At 48.2% G+C, this 23030-nt stretch carries 6 protein-coding genes; 1 reads left to right on the top strand and 5 read right to left on the bottom strand.

All coding sequences use genetic code 11. From position 1 onward, the window contains the following. Positions 1–2: 2 nt before the first annotated feature. Positions 3–926, bottom strand: coding sequence for a PfkB family carbohydrate kinase (locus VIM72_RS07020; protein ID WP_332002147.1), 924 nt, complete (start codon positions 924–926; stop codon positions 3–5). A gap of 80 nt (positions 927–1006) precedes the next feature. Then, positions 1007–2380 carry an MATE family efflux transporter gene (locus VIM72_RS07015; RefSeq protein WP_332002146.1) on the bottom strand — a complete coding sequence of 458 codons (1374 nt, stop codon included), beginning with the start codon at positions 2378–2380 and terminating at the stop codon, positions 1007–1009. A gap of 485 nt (positions 2381–2865) precedes the next feature. Between VIM72_RS07015 and VIM72_RS07010 the strand changes: the two genes are divergently transcribed. Further along, positions 2866–3375, top strand: coding sequence for a hypothetical protein (locus VIM72_RS07010; protein WP_332002145.1), 510 nt, complete (start codon positions 2866–2868; stop codon positions 3373–3375). 204 nt (positions 3376–3579) lie between these two features. Here VIM72_RS07010 and VIM72_RS07005 read toward each other — a convergent pair whose 3' ends face one another. From VIM72_RS07005 to VIM72_RS06995, 3 genes are all read right to left on the bottom strand, one after another. After that, positions 3580–5634: an OmpA family protein gene (locus VIM72_RS07005; protein WP_332002144.1), complete on the bottom strand. Its 2055-nt coding sequence runs from the start codon at positions 5632–5634 to the stop codon at positions 3580–3582. A gap of 63 nt (positions 5635–5697) precedes the next feature. Further along, the gene (locus VIM72_RS07000) at positions 5698–6705 is read right to left on the bottom strand and encodes a PorP/SprF family type IX secretion system membrane protein (RefSeq protein ID WP_332002143.1); all 1008 of its coding nucleotides are present in this window, start codon (positions 6703–6705) and stop codon (positions 5698–5700) included. 92 nt (positions 6706–6797) lie between these two features. Further along, a complete protein-coding gene (locus tag VIM72_RS06995) occupies positions 6798–22517 on the bottom strand; it encodes a gliding motility-associated C-terminal domain-containing protein (RefSeq protein WP_332002142.1) in 15720 nt (5239 codons plus the stop codon). Positions 22518–23030 lie beyond the last annotated feature (513 nt).

Genomic DNA, 23030 nt, shown 5'->3' with positions numbered 1-23030 from the left:
CGCTATACCAGGTCGATATCAAAATTTACCAGCTGAACAAACTGCTCCAGGCGGGCGGCAATATCTTCCTGGGTAATTTCGCGGATACGCTCTGTCCCGAATTTCTCCACGCAGAAAGAAGCCATAGCAGAACCTACAATGATGGCGGTTTTCATATTTTCGAAAGAAATATCCTTTGTTTTAGCCAGGTGGCCTATGAAGCCTCCTGCAAAGGTATCACCTGCGCCGGTTGGGTCATATACGTCATCCAGCGGCATAGCGGGAGCAAAGAATACATGGTTTTCGAAGAAAAGCAATGCGCCATGCTCACCTTTCTTGATAATAAGATAACGGGGGCCCATAGACAGAATTTTACGGGCAGCCTTTACCAGGGAATATTCACCGCTTAACTGACGGGCTTCTCCATCATTCACCATCAGCACATCTACTTTTTTCAACACTTTCAGCAGGTCGTCCAGTGCCACTTCCATCCAGAAGTTCATGGTATCCATTACAATCAGCTTAGGACGTACCTTCATTTGATCAAGTACACTCATCTGCACCTGCGGGGTGAGGTTACCCAGGATGAGAAACTCACTTCCCTGGTAGCTTTCGGGGATAACCGGCTGGAAATCGGCCAGTACATTCAGTTCTGTTGCCAGTGAATCGCGGGTGTTCATGTCCATATGGTATCTGCCGGACCAGTAGAACGATTTTTCTCCTTTCTTTACCTGCACGCCATCCAGCGCCACTCCTTTAGCTGTCAGGGCTTTCAGTTCCGAATCAGGAAAATCTTCGCCAATTACCGATACCTGGTTAATAGGCTGAACGAAGTTAGAGGCAGCCCATGCGATGTAGGTGGCGGAACCACCAATGATTTTGCCTGACTTTCCAAAGGGGGTTTCGATTTCATCGAACGCCATAGTACCTACGACAGTGAGTGACATGCTTATTTAAGTTATTTTTTATTATGTAAAAGTTTAATGCAAACCTCGCAAAGGTAATTACTTAAACAGAAAGCAGAAAGCTAAATCTTTACCTGCTTCCAGGTACCCTTCCGGAACAGCCATATAGCCACCAGGGCGGAAGTAGACTCAGATATTGCCATTGCCCAGAAAACCCCTACAGGCCCCATCCCGCATACAATGGCCAATACATAGGCCAATGGCATCTGGAACAGCCACATAATAAACATGTTGATCAACATGGGAGTCCGCGTGTCGCCGGCGCCATTGAAAGACTGGGTAAGTACCATCCCATAGGCAAAAAAGACGTACCCGCCGCTCATTAACCGGATACACTGTACGCCATAACTGATCACCACCGGATCTTCCGTAAAGAAACCGATAATGGCCGGCGACCATACCATAAATACCACCGCTACAATGGCGAGGAAAATCATATTGAAGAAGGCCGCCCTCCAGGCCGACTGCTCGGCACGTCCGGGTTGTTGGGCGCCCAGGTTTTGTCCTACCAGGGCAGCCGCCGCATTCGCCATCCCCCAGGCCGGCAATATGGTAAAGATCACCACCCTGATAGCAATAGTATACCCCGCCACAGCGTCTTTCCCAAAATAGGAAATGATCCTCACCAGGAAGATCCAGCTGGCAGAAGCGATCAGCATCTGCGCGGTAGCGCCGGCAGCAATTTTAAGGATTGCGCCGATCAGCGAAAATACCGGCGCCAGGTGCCTCCTGGTAATGCGGATCAGATCCTTTCCTTTTGCCAGGTGGTACAATTGGTATATGACCCCAGTGCCTCTCCCTATAAAAGTGGCAATGGCAGCACCTTTCAGCCCCAATGCAGGAACCGGCCCCCAACCTGAAATCAACAGGGGGCATAATACAATATTAAGTCCATTGGCAATCCACAATGAGCGCATGGCCAGTGCTGCATCACCGGCTCCCCGGAAAATACCATTGATCAGGAATAGTAAAACGATCACTATATTTCCGCCGAGTAATATCTGCGTATATGCATAACCGTAGTTTGCCACTTCACTGGCCGCTCCCATCAGCAGTAGTATATCTTTCGCAAAAAATATTCCCGCCAAACTTATCAGCACAGAAACAAACAAACCAGGGTATATAGACTGCATTGCTGCATGCGCAGCTGCATCCGGATCTTTCTCCCCGGTTCTGCGGGCAATCATGGCTGTTGCAGCCATACTCAATCCCATAGCCCCGGTGTACACCAAAGTAAGCACCGATTCTGTAAGTCCTACTGTGGTAATGGCGTTAACACCCAAATGGCTTACAAAATAAATATCAACCACCGCAAACAGGGACTCCATCGCCATTTCAAGGATCATCGGGATAGAGAGCAGGAATATAGCCCGGTCAATACTTCCAGTGGTAAATTCTTTTTCACTACCGCTAACGGCTATCTTAAATAATTGCAAAAAACGACTTATGCGCCGGGACGCTTTCGTTAAAACAGGCATAACTTATTTTTGAAAACAATAAACGAGGAACAGCACATTACTTGTACTGCAAACTAAAACATGAGAAGTGGGAGAGCGACAAACGGAAGTACCGTGGTCTTAAAAAATTTTCATATGCTATCAGTTTCATGCATCCGGTGATGCCGAACAAATGTAATTTATTTTTTCAACCGGCAAAAAAATCATCTTTTCAAAGGTGTTAATTACAACGGATATTTCTTCATGGTAAGAAAACAAGCCTCCTACGATTCAATATAGATAAAGGTTACAGGCGATGAAAAAAAATATTTAAAAAAAACTTTACCTATATCTGTAACTTTTTATTTCAACTGCCGTTTAACATTTCTAGTAAGCGCTGAAAACCTATATTAAAACAAAGATCATAATCACAAAATTTTACAATCACAAAACCACAATCTTAAAACCTTCATAAAACTGAAATCATGCTTATGTTCAACAAAAACACACTCCTGAGCGGAGTAGTGATCGCTACTGTATTGGGTATTACTGTAAGTTCCTGTAAAGATGATGATAATCCAACACCACCTCCTCCAACTCCACGTTCCAAGTCGTTTGAACTGAAGGGAACCGGCGCTGATAAAGATAAAAAAGTGGGCGAGATTACCATTTCGGAGAATACAGACAGTAGCGTAAACGTTGTACTGAATCTTACCAAAAACATTAAGGATGCAGATCATGGCGTTTACCTGATTGCCGGTACTGCTGCGGCTCCTAAAACAGACACATTGCTCAAAGGAACATTTAAAGGCACTGGCGCTGCACTGAAAATAGATCTTTTAACTAAAGTAAAATCTATCAAGGTTTCCAAGCCAGGTGGCGTTCAGAGAGACACTGCCTTTAAGTATAACAATGCCTTAGAACTGAGTTCTTACCTGAAAGTAATGAAAGCAGCCGACACCATTGCTATTGGCAGCTTTGGTAAAAGCAACTAATCAACAACGGGAAATTTACATTAAAACTAATGGGAGCATGTTCATTTAAATGGACATGCTTTCCTGTTTGTTTTATTTAGATAGGATTCCTAATAATAACATCTGTCTGAATATTCAATAAAAAAAGCCGGTCGTTTGACCGGCTCTCAATGGTTATTACAGGATATGGAAGTACCCGGCAGATAAGCCGGTTAAGGGAAAAACTTACTGGCTGCTATTGCTGTCATCTTCCGTTTTCACCTGAACCTGTCTTTTCAATACCTTGAATTCAGTTCTTCTGTTAAGCTGGCGTCCTTCAGGATTGTCTTTATGATTAGGCAGTGAGTTAGGCGCAATTGGTTTTGATTTACCATACCCTTTAGCAATCAGCCTTTCCGGGGAAATGCCTTTACTGATCAGGTAATCGACGCAGGATTGTGCACGTGATTGCGACAACTTATCATTAAACTTCACGGAACCAACACTATCCGTATGTGCGCTCATCTCAATAGTTAATTTAGGATTGTCGTTCAGCATTTCCACCACGGTATCCAATACAATTTTAGATTCTTCACGCAGGGTGGCTTTACCAAAATCGTAGTAGATGTTATTGAGTACGATTGGTTTTTCTATTTCGTAGTGTTTGAGACAGAGGGTAGGATTATCCATAGAATCGATCCTTACCAATGAATCAGTATTAAAATAGAGTGCTTTGGTGAAGTAATTCTCTTTTTCGGCGATTACTTTATAATAGCGCTGTGGATCCACTTCGAAGGTATATCTTCCGGTGGCATCCAGCGTAACTTTACGGATTGTTTTTCTTCTCACAGTATCCAGCAGGCTAACGGTAGCGCCCTGCAGGGGAAGATGGGTGTCGCAGTCGATAATAAGACCACTGGCTATTTTGCGGATGCGGTTAATACTGAATACCTCAAGGCAGCAGATAGATTCCCTGTCGGAGCTGATGAAGCCTGCTGCAAAGGGATGCGTATTATCCAGCGCGGTATAGTAGATATCGTCCTTGGGTGAATTCAATGGTTTGCCCATATTAACGGGAGTGGACCAGGTACCGAAATCTCCTTCACTCTGGAAAAAATCAAGACCGCCCAGGCCCACCCGGCCATCCGTACTGAACACGAGCAAGTTTTTCTCTGCATCATAAAACGGCGCCTGTTCTTCATCTTTTGTATTTATGGCTGTACCCATGTTACGGGCGCCACCGGGGGTTCCATTGGTCATAATACAATACCAGAGATCGTTTTTGCCCATACCTCCGGGTCTGTTGGAAGCAAACAGCAGGTATTTTCCGTCGGCGGTAATATAGGGCTGCATGGAATTATACCCGGGCACGTTCACATTTTCACCGAGTATTTTGGGTTCAGACCAGGCACCATTCTGGCGGCTGCTGAAATAGATGGCGGATTGTTTCACGCCATCTTTCATAGACCACCTGGTGATATAAAGTGAGTTACCATCCGGGGTAATAGCAGCTACCCCCTGATCAAATCCTTTAGTGGCAGGGATCTTGAGCTTCTGGCTGTTATCGAAGGTATTACCACTTCCGGTAGCGGTGTAGAGGTCATTTACATAAGGGGTTCCTTTTTTTGTTTGCTTTTTAGTGGTGGGTTGCTTGGTTGTTGTAGGCAACGGTGGATTTTCGGCACGGGAAGAGGTAAACAACAGGGTACCGGGATCCAGGATTACAGGTGCATAATTTGCTCCGCCTTCATTTACGTTGCCGGCAGTTTTTTCTATTGTAAATCGCGGTTGTTTATTGGCTTCGGAAAGAGCGAATTCACAGCAGGCGATTTCAAGCGGGGTTCTTACAGACAGTTCATCGGCGGCGGTATAGCTCTGTTTGAATTTCTTAAACTCATCCAGGGCCTGCTGGTATTTTCCATTGTACCGGAGGCAAACAGCATACCAGTAACGGGCCTGGGGATAAGCAGGATTATTAAAACCTACCAGTTGGGCGTACCAGGTTTCGGCATTTCCATAATCATAGAAAAGCCGGTAGGACTCCGCCAACCTGGCTACCACCTGCTGATAGTCTTTCAGCTTGCCGCTTGGAGCAGCGCCTCCAACGGTATAGGGTAGTACCTGTTCCGGCTTGATCTTAAAAGTACCCAGTGCTTTATTATAGTACTGTGCTGCGGAATAATAATCCCTTGAGTTATAAAAAACGTCGGCAGTATGCTTAAAATCGTAAACATATTGCGCTTGTAGGGAGCTCATTATTCCTGTAAAAACCACCAGCCAACAGAGTGTAATTTTTTTCATGAGGGTTCCATTTCTTTTTTCTGTATAAATTTTTGCCTCCATTCGGATTTGGTTTTTAATAAATTATAACCTGGGACAAATAAAGTATTCTTCGTTAAGCACCCTTCTTTTCCGGCTGATAAAAGAGAGTGATATTTCAAAACTCTGGCTGCCATTTACCAGGCGGCGCATATTGGAGGTATTGGCATCATAGCTTAGTCCTAACGTAAAGCTCTTGAAATGGAATCCGGCAAAAGGTATTACCGCATCATTAAAGCGATAATTGCCGCCTACCAGGAAATCAAATTCGGGATTTACCATTAGTTGGGCGTACATGCCTGCAACTATCTCTTCCGCATTTCCCTGTCTCATATAAAGACCAGTAGGCGTAAGGCTCAGCGCTTCGTTTAGTTTGATCTTTGCTCCTCCATGAACCAGATAGCGTACTGGCAGTCGTCTTTCTGTTCCATCGGAATAAAATGGATCTTTTGGTTGAGTAAGGTGAGCCGCAGCAAATCCGGCAAACGGATTGAACATATGATTTGGATTACCGTCAAAGTAGACCACGCCGGCACCGGCATCAAACTGTGTAGAAGTTGTGTTATTTACATTTTCGCCATTGAAAATACTGGGATCAAAACCCGTAACCGGCTGATACTGGCTGCCAGTCTGGAACTTAGCAGGATCCAGTCGCCTGTTGATTAAGCCTGCATTGATCCCAAACACCAGCCGGCTGGTTTTGGTGGGGCCAAATTTCACGCCGCTATAAGAAACGCTGGCCATCGCGTTAAAGTGATTATAGCCCGCATCTCCCGCAGACATATTTATCACGTTCAGACCTACGCCTACATTTTTATCTGTGGCAGCATCGATAGAGACCCCCGCTGTCGAAAACGGTTTTCCATAATTGGCCCACTGGTTACGGTAGTCTCCACTGATCCGGTAATCCCCGTCTATTACTCCCGTTAATGCTGGGTTTAGCCATAGCGGGTAAGCATAGTACTGTGAGAAGTGAGGATCAACCTGGGCCACAGACGTCCGGGGCAATAAACTGCTCCATAAAATTATTGCAACTATAAAAATCCTTTTCATAGGAACATTTTTTAGTATTTTCTGGATAAACCGGGATGCAGTGCCGCATCCCGGTTTTATGATTAATTTAATCTTGACCTGGTGAATCATTCTTATCGCATGAGGGTGATGTTACCTTTCTTGGTGATGACGGTTCCGTCTTGCATAGTAGCCCTCAGGATGTATACATAAACTCCTACCGGTTGTTTCTGACCACTCATGGTACCATCCCATCCCTGGCGTTGATCTTTGGATGTGAACACCAACTGACCCCACTGGTTGTAAATCCTGAATTCCAGTTGCGCGATAGCAGTTGAGTATACGTACTCGATGTCGTTTATACCATCACCATTCGGGCTGAAGAGGTTCGGAACAAAGATGTTGTTGCCCTGTGGATTACTTGTTTTACCAGTTATCGCTGTAGACAGGGCACTTGTTTCACATTCTGATGCTCCGATGGCTCTCACCTGTATGGTAGCACTTTGGTTAGGCTGGAGACCTGTTACAGTATGTGTTGTTCCGTTTGCACCTGAGCTTGGCGGAATGAAGGTTACACCATTATCGAGCGTTACTTCATAGCGTTGCGCTCCTGTTACTGCAGACCAGCGGAAGGTAATAGAGGTGGCTGTTACGTTATCCACTACTACTACTGGCGCCGGCAGCGGTTGGGCGATACTTACCTGTACACTGGTTCTTTGTCCTGCACTGATACAACCACCGGTTGTAAATGCTTCCACATAGTAGGTAGTATTAGCATTCAGTGCCGGTGTTACAAATGTTGCACCGGTGTAGATCGGTGTACCACCTGTAGCTACTGCATACCAGCGGAAGTTGACACCTGCCGTTGTTGATGCGGCTGTGAGTGTGGCTGTTTTACCAGGACATACGCCGTTATCGTTACCTGTAACTGTTGGTTTACCTGGCGCTGGTGTTGCTACCACACTAACCGCTGTACGTGTTGGGCTTGAACAGCTGTTGCTGTTTGTTGCTTCCAGGTAGTACATCTGGTTGGCGTTTACAGGTGGTGTTGTATAAGAAGCTCCTGTTGCCACTGCTGTTCCACCGGTTGCGGTTGTGTACCAGTTATAGGTAAGTGCCGGATCCGGATTCAGTGCATTCAGTGTAACCGTTTGACCAGGGCAAGCCTGCAGTGTTGCATTTGCAACAGCCGGTGCTGCCGGAGATGGATTCACTGATACATTTACTGCTGTCCTGCTGGCGCTTACACAACCACCACTGGTAGATGCTTCGAGGTAGTATACTGCATTTGCAGTTGGTGTGATCGTAAAGTCTGCGCCTGTGAATACTGCCGCACCACCACGTGCCACTGTATACCATTTGTAGATCACGCCTGTTTGCCTGTTCTTCACCATTAATACACCTGTCTGGCCACTGCATACTGTGATCGGATCAGCGAGCGGTGCATCTATTGTGCTTACTACAGTAGCTGTTAATCCTTTACGTGCGCTGCTGCATCCTGCACTGTTCAATGCTTCCAGGTAGAAGACTGTAGTTTGTGCGAGCGGCGCAGTAGTATAAGCATTGCCGGTAGCCAGGAGGAGCCCGTTAGCCGGAGCGTCATACCAGCGATACGTCATTGCCGGATCAGGATTTTTAACTGTGAAGGTTGCTGTACCACCTATGCATGTTACCACATTATCCAGGTCTGCTGTTGGAATTGGCGGAGCCGGATCAACTGATACATTCACAGCTGTTCTGGTAGAGCTGGAGCAACCACCGCCCAGGTTAGCCTGTACATAGTAAGTGGTATTTGTTGTCACCACAGGTACACTGTAAACAGCTCCTGTGAAGAGTAATGAGCCATTGGTTGCCGCATCATACCATTGGTAGGTAATGCCTGGTTGTATTGTTTTCACAGCTACAGTAACACCTGTGCCTGCACATGTTCTGAGAGAAGATGTTACCACATCCGGTGCGTTTGGAGCTACCACTACTGTTACAGTAGCTTTTACTCTCGCTGATGGGTTGCCACACTGACCAGTGGTACCGGTTGCTTCCACCCAGAAGTCCATGCTGGTATTAAGCGGAGCTGTAGTGAATACCGGTCCGGTAAATACGGCTGTTCCGCCGGTTGCCTGTGTATACCATTTATAGGTAATACCATTGGTAGCTGAAGTTACGCGGAGCGTAGCCGAAGTACCCTGACAGGTAGTTACCGCGTTGGATTCCAGTATTGGTGTTGGCGCCTGTCCTACACCAATGGATACTTTGGTCCGCTGTGTACTGCTACAGTTACCATTGCTGGCTTCTGCATAGAAATCAGTATTGGCGTTTAATGCACCCGTTGTGAAACTGCTGCCAGTGAAGAGCAGGTTGCCTCCGGTAGCGGCATCAAACCAGCGGTAAGTAGTACCTGCAACCGGATCTTTAATAGAAAGTGTTACGTTTCCACCCTGACAAACGAACAGGGAACTTGCTGTTATTACCGGCGCTGTTGGAACTGTGCTCACCCTAATGGTAGCGCTGGTCCTGGTAGCGCTTGGGCAGCCTCCATTTACCAATGCCTGTACATAGTAGGTAACAGTACTATCCAGAGCGGCGATATTAAATACCGGCCCTTCGAATACCAGCGTACCACCTGTAGCAGCATCAAACCATTGGTAAGTAGTACCTGCAGCCGGGCTCTGAATTGCCAGTGAAGCAGATTGACCTTTACAGCCCTGTACATTAGTGCTTACCAGGATTGGAGCTGTTGGCACCGGTACCACTGTTACTTTCACCATTGCGCGGGCAGATGGCTTACCACATTTTGAAGTATCACCGGTAGCTTCCACGTAGTAGGAAGTATTCGCATTGATTGCACCGGTTGTGAAGATCGGACCGGTGAATATTGCAGTACCGCCTGTTGCCGCAGTGTACCATTTATAAGTTATATTATTGACAGAAGAAGTCACCTTCAATACAGCCGTACCACCCTGACATACTGTTACATTATTACTTTCCAGTATCGGAGTTGGTGCTACACCCACGCCTATAGATACCTTCGCTCTTGTAGCACTGCTACATCCACCGGTGGATGCTTCTGCATAGAAGTCTGCCGAAGCGGTGAGGCCAGTTACTTTATAAACCGGACCTGTGAACAGTAAGGTACCTCCGGTGGCAGCATTATACCAGCGATAGGTAAGTGCATTATCAGCGTTCTGTACAGTTAATGTAGCGGTATCGCCTACACAGATACTGATAGCAGATGCCGTGATGATTGGCACCGGTATATCACGTACAGTTACTGTTACTGCCTTCGCATCACCGGCAGCATTGGCGCACTTGTTAGTTCCTTCCACTGTTACATAGTAAGTGGTATTGGCTGCAATAACCCCGGTGGTATAGGTTGGGCCAGTGAACAACAATGTTGTCAGGCTGGCTTCTTTATACCATTTAAATACAGGGTTGCTAACGGTGGTGCTGGTGGCGGTCAGTTTCACAGTACCATTTGCACAGGTAGTAGTGTCGGCCAGCGTGATATCCGCCGCAGTAGCACCTGTATTTACCGTTACCTTAACTGCTTTCAGATCACCGGCAGCGTTTTCACACTTACCATCGCTGCTTACGCTTACATAGTAGGTATATGTTCCGGCAGTTAATCCGCGGATAGTTAATACACCTGCTGAGTTCACACCTTGCGTGATAGGTGTCACCTTATTAGCATCTGCATACCATTTGAATACAGGGTTGCTAACGGTGGTGCTGGTTGGTTTCAGTACGGCGCTATCGCCTGCACAGATAGAAACATCGGAGATGGTAATATCTGCAGCAACAGATGCGCTTGTTACATTGAGTGAAATCTTCGTACGGCCGCTATCGTTAGCGCAGCCATTGCTGTTGGAAGCCACTACGAAGAAGTTATAAGTACCTGCTGCAAGGTTAGCAGCTGTTTGATAACTATTAGTATTGGCAGCAATCTGCTGACCGTTTGCATCGTACCAGTTGAAGGTAACACCGGTTACAGGTTTCACTTTAAGTGTTACCGGTAATTTATCAATACAAGCTGTAGCAGGGTTGCTGGTATCAGCTACCGGCGGTGCTGGCAGCGTTTGTACTGTCACTACTACCGGTGCAGAGGCAGCGGTGTTACAGTTGTTCCTGGATGCTTTCACTACATAGCTGTAGCTGCCCGGGGCCAGGTTGGCCGGAGTAATAAAGGCCACACTGTCTTTAAGATGAGTGCCTCTACTATCGTACCAGCTATAGGTTACACCCGGTTGTGGGTTCACTACAGACAGGGTAGCGGATTTACCAGTGCAGATCGCTGAGTCGCCGGATGCTTTTGCCTTTGGCGCAGCAATAGCGCGCTGCGCATAGTTGAAGTCAACTGCGGTCAATGCGGCGGCTACTCCTGATCTCAGTTTCACTTCGATCGCATCGAATGTCTTCGTCGGAACGTAAGACAACAGTACGCCTCTTGTGCCAGAAAGCACTTTCAGGCTTACCAGCGGGTTGCTTACCAGAACAGAATCACCTGGTGTGCTGCCGTTATAAGTAGTCAGCTGTACGCTGGCCAGCAGTGCGGCAGAGAGGATCTGGCTCGGACTGGAGAGCATTACCTTCACGGTATCGCCAATGGCAGATACACCATTGAAGCGGGCGCGCTGCCATACATTGGCGTTGAGCGCTCCGAGATTAATGACGAGCGATGATGCGGTATTGATATTATTATCTACTGCCAGAGCAGGGTTGTACACATTACCCAGGATAAGCAGGCCGCTGCCACCGATGGTTTGGCTGATGGCTGCCTCACAAGGAACAGTGTCTAACACTACCGGCTGTGTGATGACCAGTACGGAGGTACGGGCAGACTTACAGGTTACACCGCCTGGCAGGAATGCTTCTACCCAGAAGGTATCTACTGCAGCTGCATTCCTGATTGCAGGTGTGAATATCGCACCTTTAGCCAGCGTATCTGTAGCTGTTTGTGAGCGGAACCATGCCAGTGTTGCATTGGCGGTACCTGCAGTAGCAGTCAGTACTGCCTGCTGACCGATGCCCACCCTCGCTGGTGATGGCGTTACGGTTGGTGCAGTCAGTCCGTTGGAAGTTTGCACCACCACCGCAGTTCTGGTAGCAGATACACTACCGCAGCTGTCGTTCTTCGCTTCTACATAATAGATAGTTTTGGTGGTCACGTTCACCACTTTATAAGTGAAGCCGCTGTCGGTGTTCAGTTTGGTACCACCAGTTGGTACGTTGTACCAGCCATAAGTATAACCCTTAACCGGGTTAGACACTGCCAGTACTGCATCCGCGCCTGCGCAAACAGATGCAGTATCTGCCTGTACGGAAGGTGCAGCCGGTGCAGCGGTCACGCTTACATTCACTGCGGTCCTTTCGTCGCTTGCGCAACCTGTTGCCGCCCTGAATGCTTCTACATAAAATACAGAGTCTTTTGTGAGCGCTCCGGTAGTAAAGCTGCTGCCATCCTTACCGGTCAGGTAAGTACCATTAGCGGTATACCAGCGGTAAGTGATGCCTGTTGCAGGATTTGCTACATTGAGAGTAGCGGTGCTGCCAGCGCATACCTTCACAGATGACGCCTGTACCTGTGGTTTGCCAATGATACGGCGTGCATAGTTAAAGTCTATATCAGTGAGCGCGCCTACGATACCGGATTTCAGTTTCACTTCCACGGCATCGAACGGACGTGATGGCATGAAGGTCAGTTCAGCCTGACGCTGGCCACTCAGCAGGTTCAGATGTATTATCGGGTTGCTAACCAGTATGGAGTCGCCTGGTGTTCCACCGTTGTAAGTGGTCAGCTGAACGCTGGCCAGCAGAGCGGCAGAAAGGATCTGGCTTGGGCTTGACAAGAGTACACGTACACTGTCGCCTGGTGCAGACACGCCGTTGAAACCAGCACGCTGCCATACGGTAGCATTTAATGCTCCAAGATTTATTACGAGAGATGAAGCCGTAGTTTGATCATTATCGACTGCGAATGCAGGGTTATAAACATTACCCAGGATCAGTAATCCGCTACCGCCGATGGTTTGGGTAGTAGCGCCTTCGCATGGTACCGGGATTGGGCCAGGACCACTAATGGTTATTACATTCACCGGAACGCGTATTGACTGACAGGTAGTGCCACCTTGCAGTACAGCCTGTGCCCAATAGGTAGTAGTACCTGGCGTAGCTTTACCTGCAGGAGAATAAATATTACCTGTAAATGCTATCTGCGTAGCGGTATCCGATGTGTACCAGTTGATCACTGCATTGGCCACAGGAGGCGTAGCTTTCAGCACCGGAGATTCATTGATCCGTACTGTAGCAGGCGACGGAGTGATCACAGGCGCCTGCAGGGCAGAACCCAATGTGATTCTTACCGCTTGTCTTGCGGAAACAGTACCGCAGCTGTTCATCGCCTCAACATAATAAGTGGTGTCGGCATTTACATGCAGCACTTTATATGTGTAGCCGCTATCAGTATTCAGCTTAGTACCACCGGTAGCAACATTGTACCAGTTATAACGGAGTTTGGTATCCGGGTTTGGTACAGCGAGTACGGCATCTGCGCCAGCGCAAACTGTTACGGTAGCTGGCTGGCCAGGAACAGCAGGTGCTGCTGCAATGTTGACCCTTACAGGTGTACGAACCGGGTTGATACAACCATTACTTGTTTTACCTGCTTCTACATAGAAGGTAGCAGCTGAATTAACAGGAGCGCTGGTAAAGCTGGTTCCTGTAAACAACACGCTGCCTCCATTGGCCTGGTTATACCATCTGTAGGTAACGCCTGTCACCGGATTCTTCACAGCCAATTTAGCCGAGTCGCCGGCGCAGATGGTCACTGAATCAGCAACTACCTGCGGAACTGCTACCAGGCGGCTGGCGTAGTTCACGCCAACTGCATTGAGCAATGTGGCTGCGCCTGAATTGAGGCGTACTTCTATGCGGTCGAAGGTAGCAGCAGGCTTGAAGCTGAGGATGGCCTGCTGGTTGCCGCTGAGTAATTTGAGCGACAGCAGGGCGTTTCCTATAGCAACTCTATCATTATTATAAGTGGCACCGTTGTAAGTGGCCACCTGTATAGATGATAACAATCCAATATCCGCAATTCCAACAGGGAAATTCAATTGGATATTCACACTGTCGCCTGCGTTGCTGGCTGACGGGTAAATCAGCGTCTGCTGTACATAACCACCCAACAGGCCCGCGATCACGTGCAGGGTAGAAGAAGTGGAAACGGTACTATCTACTGCCAGAGCAGGGTTTTCTACATAACAACCTATACAGATGCCATTAGCACTATTGGTTTGGCTATTTGCGGCATCGCATGGTACATCATTTCCGCCGCCGCCCAGTACTGTTACTGTAACAGTCTTACGTGCAGTAGCACAACCATTAGGCCCTGCTGCTTCTACCAGGTAAGTAGTGGTAGCTTGTAATGGCCCGGTATTAAAGCTGGCTCCAGTAAACAGGCTATCGCCGGTAGCGCTGAACCATTTGAAGTTAATGCCTGTACCAGTAGCGGTAGCAGTGATGATAGCGCCCTGACCTCTGCTCACCGTTGTATTTTCCGGTGTAACAGTGAAGTCGGCAGGTACAGCACCAATGGTTACAGGCACTCTTGTACGGGTGCTGATGCATCCATTGTTATCCGAAGCTACATAGTAAGCCGTATCTGCAGTGAGCACCGGTGTTACAAAAGAAGTACCGGTAGCCAGTATGGCGGTGTCGGTAGCGCTCTTATACCAATGGAATTGTACGCCGGCTGGCGCAGAAGCAACCAGCGTTGCTTTACCGCCAGCGCAGAGGGTTACTGGAGCTGCTGTTGGAGCAGCAGGGCCAGCACCTACATTTACGATGGCAGGTACCCGTACCGGGTTGGCACAACCAAACTTACCGGATTCTGCATAGTAAGTGGTGGTAGTGGTAAGAGCAGGTGTGATGAAGGTATTACCTGAACCTACCAGGGTGCCGCCTACCGCAGCATCGTACCACTTGATGTCTGCTCCGGCAGGACCGGTAACAATCAAGGTATCTGCCTTGCCAGCGCAGGTACTGTAACTGGTTTGCGACAGTACCGGCCGTGGCGGGAATGCCGCCGCAAAGTATACTTTAAGATTTGTAAGCACTGAGATAGTGCCATTGATACTGATCAATACACCATTGAATGCTTTAGTTGTTGGTATCGTTACCCTGAAACGATTGCTTCCACTCAACAGGTTAATCCTGATCAGGGCATTGTTCAGTGTAACCTCATCATTATTGGCTGTAGCGCCATTATATGTTTCAGCTTTGATGCCACCCAGCAGGGCCGCTGAAGCCAGTTGTCCGGGTATTTCCATATCAATGGTGATGCTGTCGCCAGCTGCATATGTATTCTGGAAGCGCAATAGCTGACCCACATAACCCAATGCCCCCACCGCAGCGCTGATTGTGGACGCTGAATTGGCGTTGGTATCCACCGCAAGCGCAGGATTAGTTACACCGCACAGCAGGCAAACACCGGTGATGATCGGGCTTTGCTGTTGGTTAGCATAGCTACATGGAGTCGGTTCTGGCGACATATTAATATCCACCGATACCCTTGTGCGCTGAGAGCTTGCACAATTGGTAGCCGGATCAAAGGCTTCCACATAGTAGATCCTTGCACCGGTTAAAGGTGGTGTAGTGAAAGTAGTTTTATTAGCTGCAACCTGTGTACCACCGGAAGGCGCATCATACCAATTGTACTGATAGGCTGGGTTTGGATTGGTAACAGTGATGGTTGCAGTGCTGCCACTATTTATGCTCGTTGTTTGCGGCGCAACAGTTACAGCCGGTAATCCTACCATTACATACACTGGTTTACGGGCCGGGCTGGTACAACCTGCACCGGATACTGATTCTACATAATATACTGCGTTGGCAGTTACATTATTCACTGTGTAGGTAGCAGTGGTAGCCAACGGAGAACCACCGGTGATCTGGCTATACCAACGGAAGCTGGTGCCAGGGCCTGTAGCTTTCAGTGTAGCCGCCTGACCGGTACATACATAAACAGTGTCTTTTTCAACTGTTGGTGCACCCGCAAAAATTTGTGCATAGTAAATATTAAGAGAAGAAAGAGCAGTAGCTAAACCAGAGTTAAGTCTGATAAACACCCTGTCGAAGCCAGCTCCTGGCTTGAAGGTGATATCAGCGCGCTGGTTACCGCTAAGCAGTTTCACTTTAATAGCTGCATTGTCCAGTGTAACGCTATCAGCATTGGCAGTAGCTCCGTTATAGGACCCTACCATAATACTGTTGAGCACACCTGCATCAAGCAAACCGGTATTGGTGGATATGCCTATCCTCACGCTGTCTCCCAGGTTACCATGTGTTGGGAAGATCAGTGTTTGTTGTGTATAGGCGCCCAATAATCCGACGATCGTATGTAATACAGAAGAAGTAGCGGTGCTGTTATCTACAGATGAATCCTGTCTTTCTATATAACAACCCACACACAGGCCGCTGGCAGCGCTTAGCTGGCTGGTAGCCCCGCCACAGTCGATATCACCTGGCAGGGAAGGCCCGCCTCCGCCGGTTAATGTGATCGGCACCGGCGTTCTCAGGCTCTTACAGGTACCTGCGGCATCTGTTGATTCTACATAATAAGTGATATTCGCTGTTACCGCGGGTACACTGAAGGTAGGTCCTACGAAAACAGGCGTACCACCGGTAGGTGTAGTATACCAGTTGTATTTATTGGCCGGAACAGGGCTTACCACATTGAAGGTAGGAGTAGCGCCTTGTGCCACCTGTGCGGAAGCCGGCGTTACTGTTACACTTGGTTGCCCTATTCTAACGGAAACGAGCGTACGAATACTGCTGGCACAGCTATCTGCATCCAGGGTGATCGCTTCCACGTAGTAGTTTGCATCAGCTGTTAATGCAGGTGTGGTATAATTAGGACCGAAGCCAACCGGCGTACCGCCAACCGCCTGTGTATACCAGCGATAAGCATAGCCGGCAGGGCCGGTAGCATTTAATGTGGCAGCAGTACCGCTACATACATTCACATTGCTGCTGGCCACAGTGGCAACCGGTGTGATCACCTCCGCATAATAGATCTTCACAGAAGTTACAGCTGTAGCCAAACCGGTTACACTTAATTGTACTGCATCAAAGGCTTTACCAGCAGGTATTGTAAGCGTACCTACCTGTTCTGATCCCAGCAGGGTAAGCGACAGGAGGCCACCGCTCAATGCCCTGGAGTCGCCATTAGATACATTATTATTGTAGGTAGTAAGTGTAATATTATTCAGCAGGCCCAGATCCAGCAGGGATGAAGGGATGCCTATCTTCATCCTGATACTGTCTGTAGGCTTGCCCGCTTTTCCAAAGTTCAGGCGTTGCGACATTCCTCCACCCACACCCACTACCGTGTGCAGATTAGAAGCAGTGTAGATGGAGTTATCCACTGCATTGGCTGCCGAATCCACAGAACATAGCAAACAGATACCTACCGGGCCAGTTATCTGCGTTTTGGCGCTACCACATGCAAGATCTGCGTTACTTGGGGCGTTGTTCACGCGAACGGTAACAGCGGTACGTTCAAAACTTACCAATCCGTCAGACGGAGAAGTGGCTTCAACATAGTATGTTTTACCCTGTGTCAATGGTGGCGTCGTAAAGCTACTGGTGGTAGCCACCGGTGTACCACCGGTTTTAGTTTCGTACCAGTTAAAGGTAGCATCGGGTATTCTTGGTATGCTGGCATTGAAGGTGGCAGTTTGTCCAACATTTACAGTGGTATCTGTTGGTGTAACTGCAACGGTAACAGGAATGCTGGCTGCTACTTCATAAATACGCAGGGAGTTGCTTACTGTGAGCAGTCCTCCGAGGTCGACCTGTGCTGCATCAAACGGGTTTTTCGCAGGAACAGCCACCCTGTACTTGCGTTCGCCATCAGTGCCTAAACCTAACAGGTTGATGCCAATCACGTTTGCATCCAGTGCAGTTGGATCATTATTTTCAACACCGCCATTGGATGTTTTTACAGAGATACTTTTCAATACGGATGCCTGTGCCAGGAGATCGACAGGAGAGCTCAGGAAAACAATAATACTATCACCTTTCTGGTATGATCCGGGGAAGATGATTTTTTGTCCTACTGATCCTGCTAATCCAACCGGGGCAATGAGTTTGGACGAAGTAGTAGTGTCGCCGTCAATCGCCTTCAGGGAATCCTGTATAGTACAAAGTGCACAGGCGATGCCGCCGGTAATCGGGCTTTGCTGATCAGTTCCATATGACCACAGCGGCCCGTTACCACCTTTTATCTTCACTGTAACAGCTGTACGTGTAAAGCTCTTGATGCCTGACGGATCGGTTGCTTCCACATAATAAGTAGTGTTCCTGGTTAAATTAGGCGTTGTGAAAGTAGCGCCTCCACCGGGAAGCGGCGCACCGCCGGCAGGTGTATTAAACCACTGGAAGGTGGCATTGGGTACACGGATAGTGGCATTAAGCGTAGCAGGTTTATTATAATTAACAGTAGCAGGAGAAGGAGTAACCTTTACCGGAATAGCAGCTGCTACTTCATACAAGTGCATGGAAGAAGACAATGCAGCCAACGAAGCCTGCCCCACCTGTACTGCATCAAACTGTTTGGTAGCCGGTATGGTTACGCGGAACTTATTGGTGCCGTTTAAACCTGCTCCCAATAACTGCAATCTTACCAGTCCTGTATTATTCAGGAACACCTGGTCGTTGTTGGGTACAGCCGGACCAGCAATCGCATTATTGAATGTTTGTACAGTAATATTAGGTAACAACTGTGCATTGGCAATAGGATCGGCAGGCAGATCAAGGAAAAGCACGATGCTATCTCCCGCTTCATAAACACCTGGCAGGATCACCTGTTGGCTCAGTGTAGTACCTATTCCTATTCCTGTTGTGAACCGGGAAGCCGTAGTGGTATCGCCATCTGATGCACTTTCTGCATTATCTATTACACAGGCTGCACAGGCAATACCGGAAGTGATTGGGCTCACCTGGTCCTGGCCGAAGCTCCAGATGATGCCCGGTCCGCCGCCTACCTTGATGGACACCGGTGTGCGTACATAGCTGTTTAATCCATCTACCGGTGAATTGGCTTCTACATAATAAGTTCTGTTGCGAGCCAACGGTGGTGTGGTAAAAGTGGTTCCACTAAATACCGGTGCTCCGCCCGAAGGAGAAGTAAACCAGTTAAAGGTAGGATTAGTTATCCTCGTTTGATCAATACCTGCAGTTAACGCCACAGTGCCTCCTGCAGTTGTAACAGGTGCTGGTGGTGTAACGGCTACAGGAATAAACGCGGTAGCTTCATATATCCGCAGGGAACCAAATTCTGCAAAGAGGGCAGAGAGGTCTATCTGTACCGCATCAAAGTCTTTTTGTGCAGGGATAATCACCCTGAACTTAGGCGTACCGCCAATGCCGATGCCCAGCGCCTGTAAACGGATAAGGGAGCTGTTCAGCGTAACAGGATCTGCATTGTCTACACCGCCTTTTAGCGTGTGTACTTTCACCGCCGACAGTAATTGTTTGGTATAGATAACACCTGGTATCTGGAGATCCAGTGCGATATTATCACCGGCTTTATAGCCGCCGGGGAATTTCAGCAGTTGTCCTACAGAGGTAAGTGCACCTACAGGCAACACTAATTTGGACGCAGTGGTGGTATCGCCGTCAATGGCCAGGTTGGCGCTGTCTACAAAGCAAAGTACGCAGGCTACGCCACCGGTGATCGGGCTCTGTTCCTGGTCCGCAAAGCTCCATAATGGACCTACGCCTCCGGTTACTGTTACCGGAACTGCTGTACGCACAAAACTCTTCTTGCCGTCTGCTCCGGTAGCTTCTGCATAATAAGTAGTAGTTCTGTTTAGTGGCGGCGTGGTGAAACTGTTGCCGGTTGCCAGTGGCGTTCCTCCTGTAGGAGTACTGAACCATTGGATGGATGCCCCGGGCACGCGATCGATGCTGGCAGCGAAAGTTACGCTGCTGCCACGCACCACGTTGGCTGAGTCAGGAGCAACTGCTACGGGGATAAATGCCGTAGCTTCGTATATCCGTAATGAGCCAAATTCTGCGAAAAGTGCAGAAAGATCTACCTGCACGGCATCAAAGTCTTTTTGTACCGGGATGATCACCCTGAATTTGGGCGTCCCCCCAATACCTATACCCAGCGCCTGTAAGCGGATCAGGGCACTGTTCAGCGTTACAGGGTCGGCGTTATCAACACCACCGTTGAAAGTATGTACTTTCACGGCAGACAATAATTGTTTGGTATATATAGCGCCCGGAATCTGGAGATCCAACGCGATATTATCTCCTGCTTTGTAATTTCCCGGGAATTTCAGCAACTGGCCCACAGAAGTTAGGGCGCCCACCGGCAGCACTATTTTAGATGCAGTAGTTGTATCACCATCAATCGCCAGATTGGCACTGTCTACAAAGCAAAGTGCACATGCAACACCGCCGGTAATGGGACTTGTCTGGTCATCGGCATAGCTCCACAAAGCTCCTGCGCCATTCACCACCTTAACAGTAACGGGCGTACGAACATAGCTTTTCTTTCCACTGGTATTTGCGGCTTCCACATAAAAAGTGGTGGTGTTATTCAAAGCGGGGGTAGTAAAGCTGGGACCGCTACCCAAAGGAGCACCACCGGTGGGGGTATTGAACCACTGGAGGGTGGCGCCGGGAACACGGTCAATGGCAGCATTCAATGTAGTAGTTCCGCCGCGCACTACGGAGGCGGAATCAGGGGTAACTTTTACAGGAATAAAGGCAGTTGCTTCGTATACCCGGAGCGATCCAAATTCTGCAAAGAGCGCGGAAAGATCCACCTGTACGGCGTCAAAATCTTTCTGGACAGGAATAATGACCCTGAATTTGGGCGTGCCGCCAATACCTATACCCAGTGCCTGTAAGCGGATCAGGGCACTGTTCAGCGTTACAGGATCAGCGTTATCAACACCGCCATTGAAGGTATGGACCTTCACAGCGGAGAGCAATTGTTTGGTATAGATGGTGCCCGGTATCTGAAGATCCAGTGCGATATTATCGCCGGCTTTATAACTACCCGGAAACTTCAGCAACTGGCCTACAGAAGTAAGGGCGCCAACCGGCAGTACTATTTTAGAAGCGGTAGTAGTATCGCCGTCGATAGCCAGGCTGGCGCTGTCTACAAAGCAGAGCGCACATGCAACGCCACCAGTAACAGGACTTGTCTGGTTATCTGCATAACTCCACAGCGCTCCGGCCCCACCGGTTACTTTAACATTTACTGGTGTGCGTACAAAACTATGCAGGCCATCCGGAGTGGTGGCTTCAATATAATAATTGGTAGTTGCAGAAAGTGCGGGAGTGGTAAAGCTTGCGCCGGTAGCCAATGCCGTTCCTCCTACGGAATCAGCATACCATTTAAAGGTAGCTCCGGCCATGCGCGGATCGATGGATGCAGTAAGACTGGCCGTTTGACCAGCTGTGATGCTAACAGTATCAGGCGTCGCTTTTACGGGCACAAAAGCCGCTGCTTCGTAAATTTTCAATGCGCCAAATTCGGCAAAAAGGGCCGAAAGGCTCACCTGTACAGCATTAAAGTCTTTTTTTACAGGCAGCACCACCCTGAATTTGCTGATACCTCCCGGGCCTACACCCAGTGCCTGTAAACGGATCAGGACAGCGCCAATATTGGTGGCGTCACCATTTGACACGCCATTGTTGAAGCTTTCAATCTGAATACCAGACAATGCCTGCTTGGTATATAATTTATTCGGAATTTCAAGATCAAGGGAGATATTATCGCCCGCTTTATAAGAACCGGAGAAGATCAGGCGTTGTCCCGCAGAGGTAGCAATACCAACCGGCAACACAATCTTTGACGCAGTGCTGGTATCGGCATCGATAGCCAGCTCAGGATAATCTACAAAGCACAGTGCACAGGCAATCCCGCCTGTAACCGGGCTTTGCTCATCAGAGGCAAAGCTCCATAGCGCCCCGTTTCCACCGCTCACCTTAATATGCACAGGTGTGCGTACATAGCTTAACAAACCGGGCGTGCCGGTGGATGCTTCCACATAATAAGTAGTGCTTCTGCTCAGCGCCGGGGTTGTAAAAGAATTACCGGTAGCCAGTGCAGTTCCTCCCGCAGGGGTGTTGAACCATTTGAAAGTAGCACCGGAAACGCGGGGCATGGAAGCATTTAACGTTACCATGCCGCCTACCGGTGTTACCGGCGGTGCAGGTATCGTTACCGGGATGATAGCTGCTGCCTCATAGATCTTCAGTGAGCCAAGTTCAGCAAACAAGGCAGCAAGACTTACCTCTACAGCATCAAAGTTCTTTGTAATTGGTACTACCACCCTGAATTTGTTGGTAGTGCCGAGGCCCAGACCCAATACTTGTACCCTCACCAATGCGTTGTCCAATGTTACAGCGTCATTATTGGAGACACCTGCATTGGACGTTTGTATTTTTATTGCTGATAACAATTGTTTGGTATAGATCTGGTTAGGAATTTCCAGATCGATGGCTACCTGGTCGCCTGCCAGATAAGAGCCGGAGAACTGTAAATTCTGTCCAACGCTGCCCACCAGGCCTGCAGCCAGTACCAGCGTGGAAGCGGTAGAAGTGTCTCCGTCGATCGCCTGTTGCGGATTGTTAACGGTACAAAGCAAACAGCCACCAGCGGTGGTTTTACTTTGACCGGAGGCATAGCTCCAGAGCGGACCGGCAGCCCGGCGGGCCCTTACAGCCCTGTCAGGATTCAGTGGAGCATAGGGATGCAGTCTGAGATAATTTACCAGGTAATTGACGTCCCCCTTGTTCAGATTGCTATTTGTAACAGGAACAGTTTTTGTCCCCAAGGCACTGATAGATCCCCCTGTTGAGATAATCAGCAGGTATAGAAGAATTAGTAACGTAACAGCCCTAGACGACCCTTTAGGAGTAAAGATAGGATGCATAGCAATAGTGGGTTTTATAAATGCATTTTTTAATGTTCTTGCTTCAAGAACTCTAGGCAGGCAGGCGGTTATGAGGCGTAACAAAAGAAGTGACCTTACAGTATATCACATATGACTGGTTGATATCTTCCCCTTTCAAAAAGTTAAAGTATTGTTACAATGAGGTACGAAAGTAAATGGATGCAGGCGTTAAACGAAAGCCCTTTTTGTTCATTTAATTTGGAGTATTCATTTTGTTCAGTTTGATAAAATAGCATTCATTTTATCCATTAATTTTTATGGTAACACATCATTTTTAGGCTATATTCTGCCGGTCAACAAAAAAATAAGTCCTCTCCATAATTCATTTTATAAAAAAATATTCCTTCATTCAAAAGCTGATAAATAAAATATTAATATATTTTATATAATACT

Source organism: Chitinophaga sp. (genome assembly GCF_036569185.1).
GTDB lineage: Bacteria > Bacteroidota > Bacteroidia > Chitinophagales > Chitinophagaceae > Chitinophaga.
The sequence above is the reverse complement of the archived record's forward strand: the minus strand, read 5'-3'. Positions and strand labels throughout refer to the sequence as shown.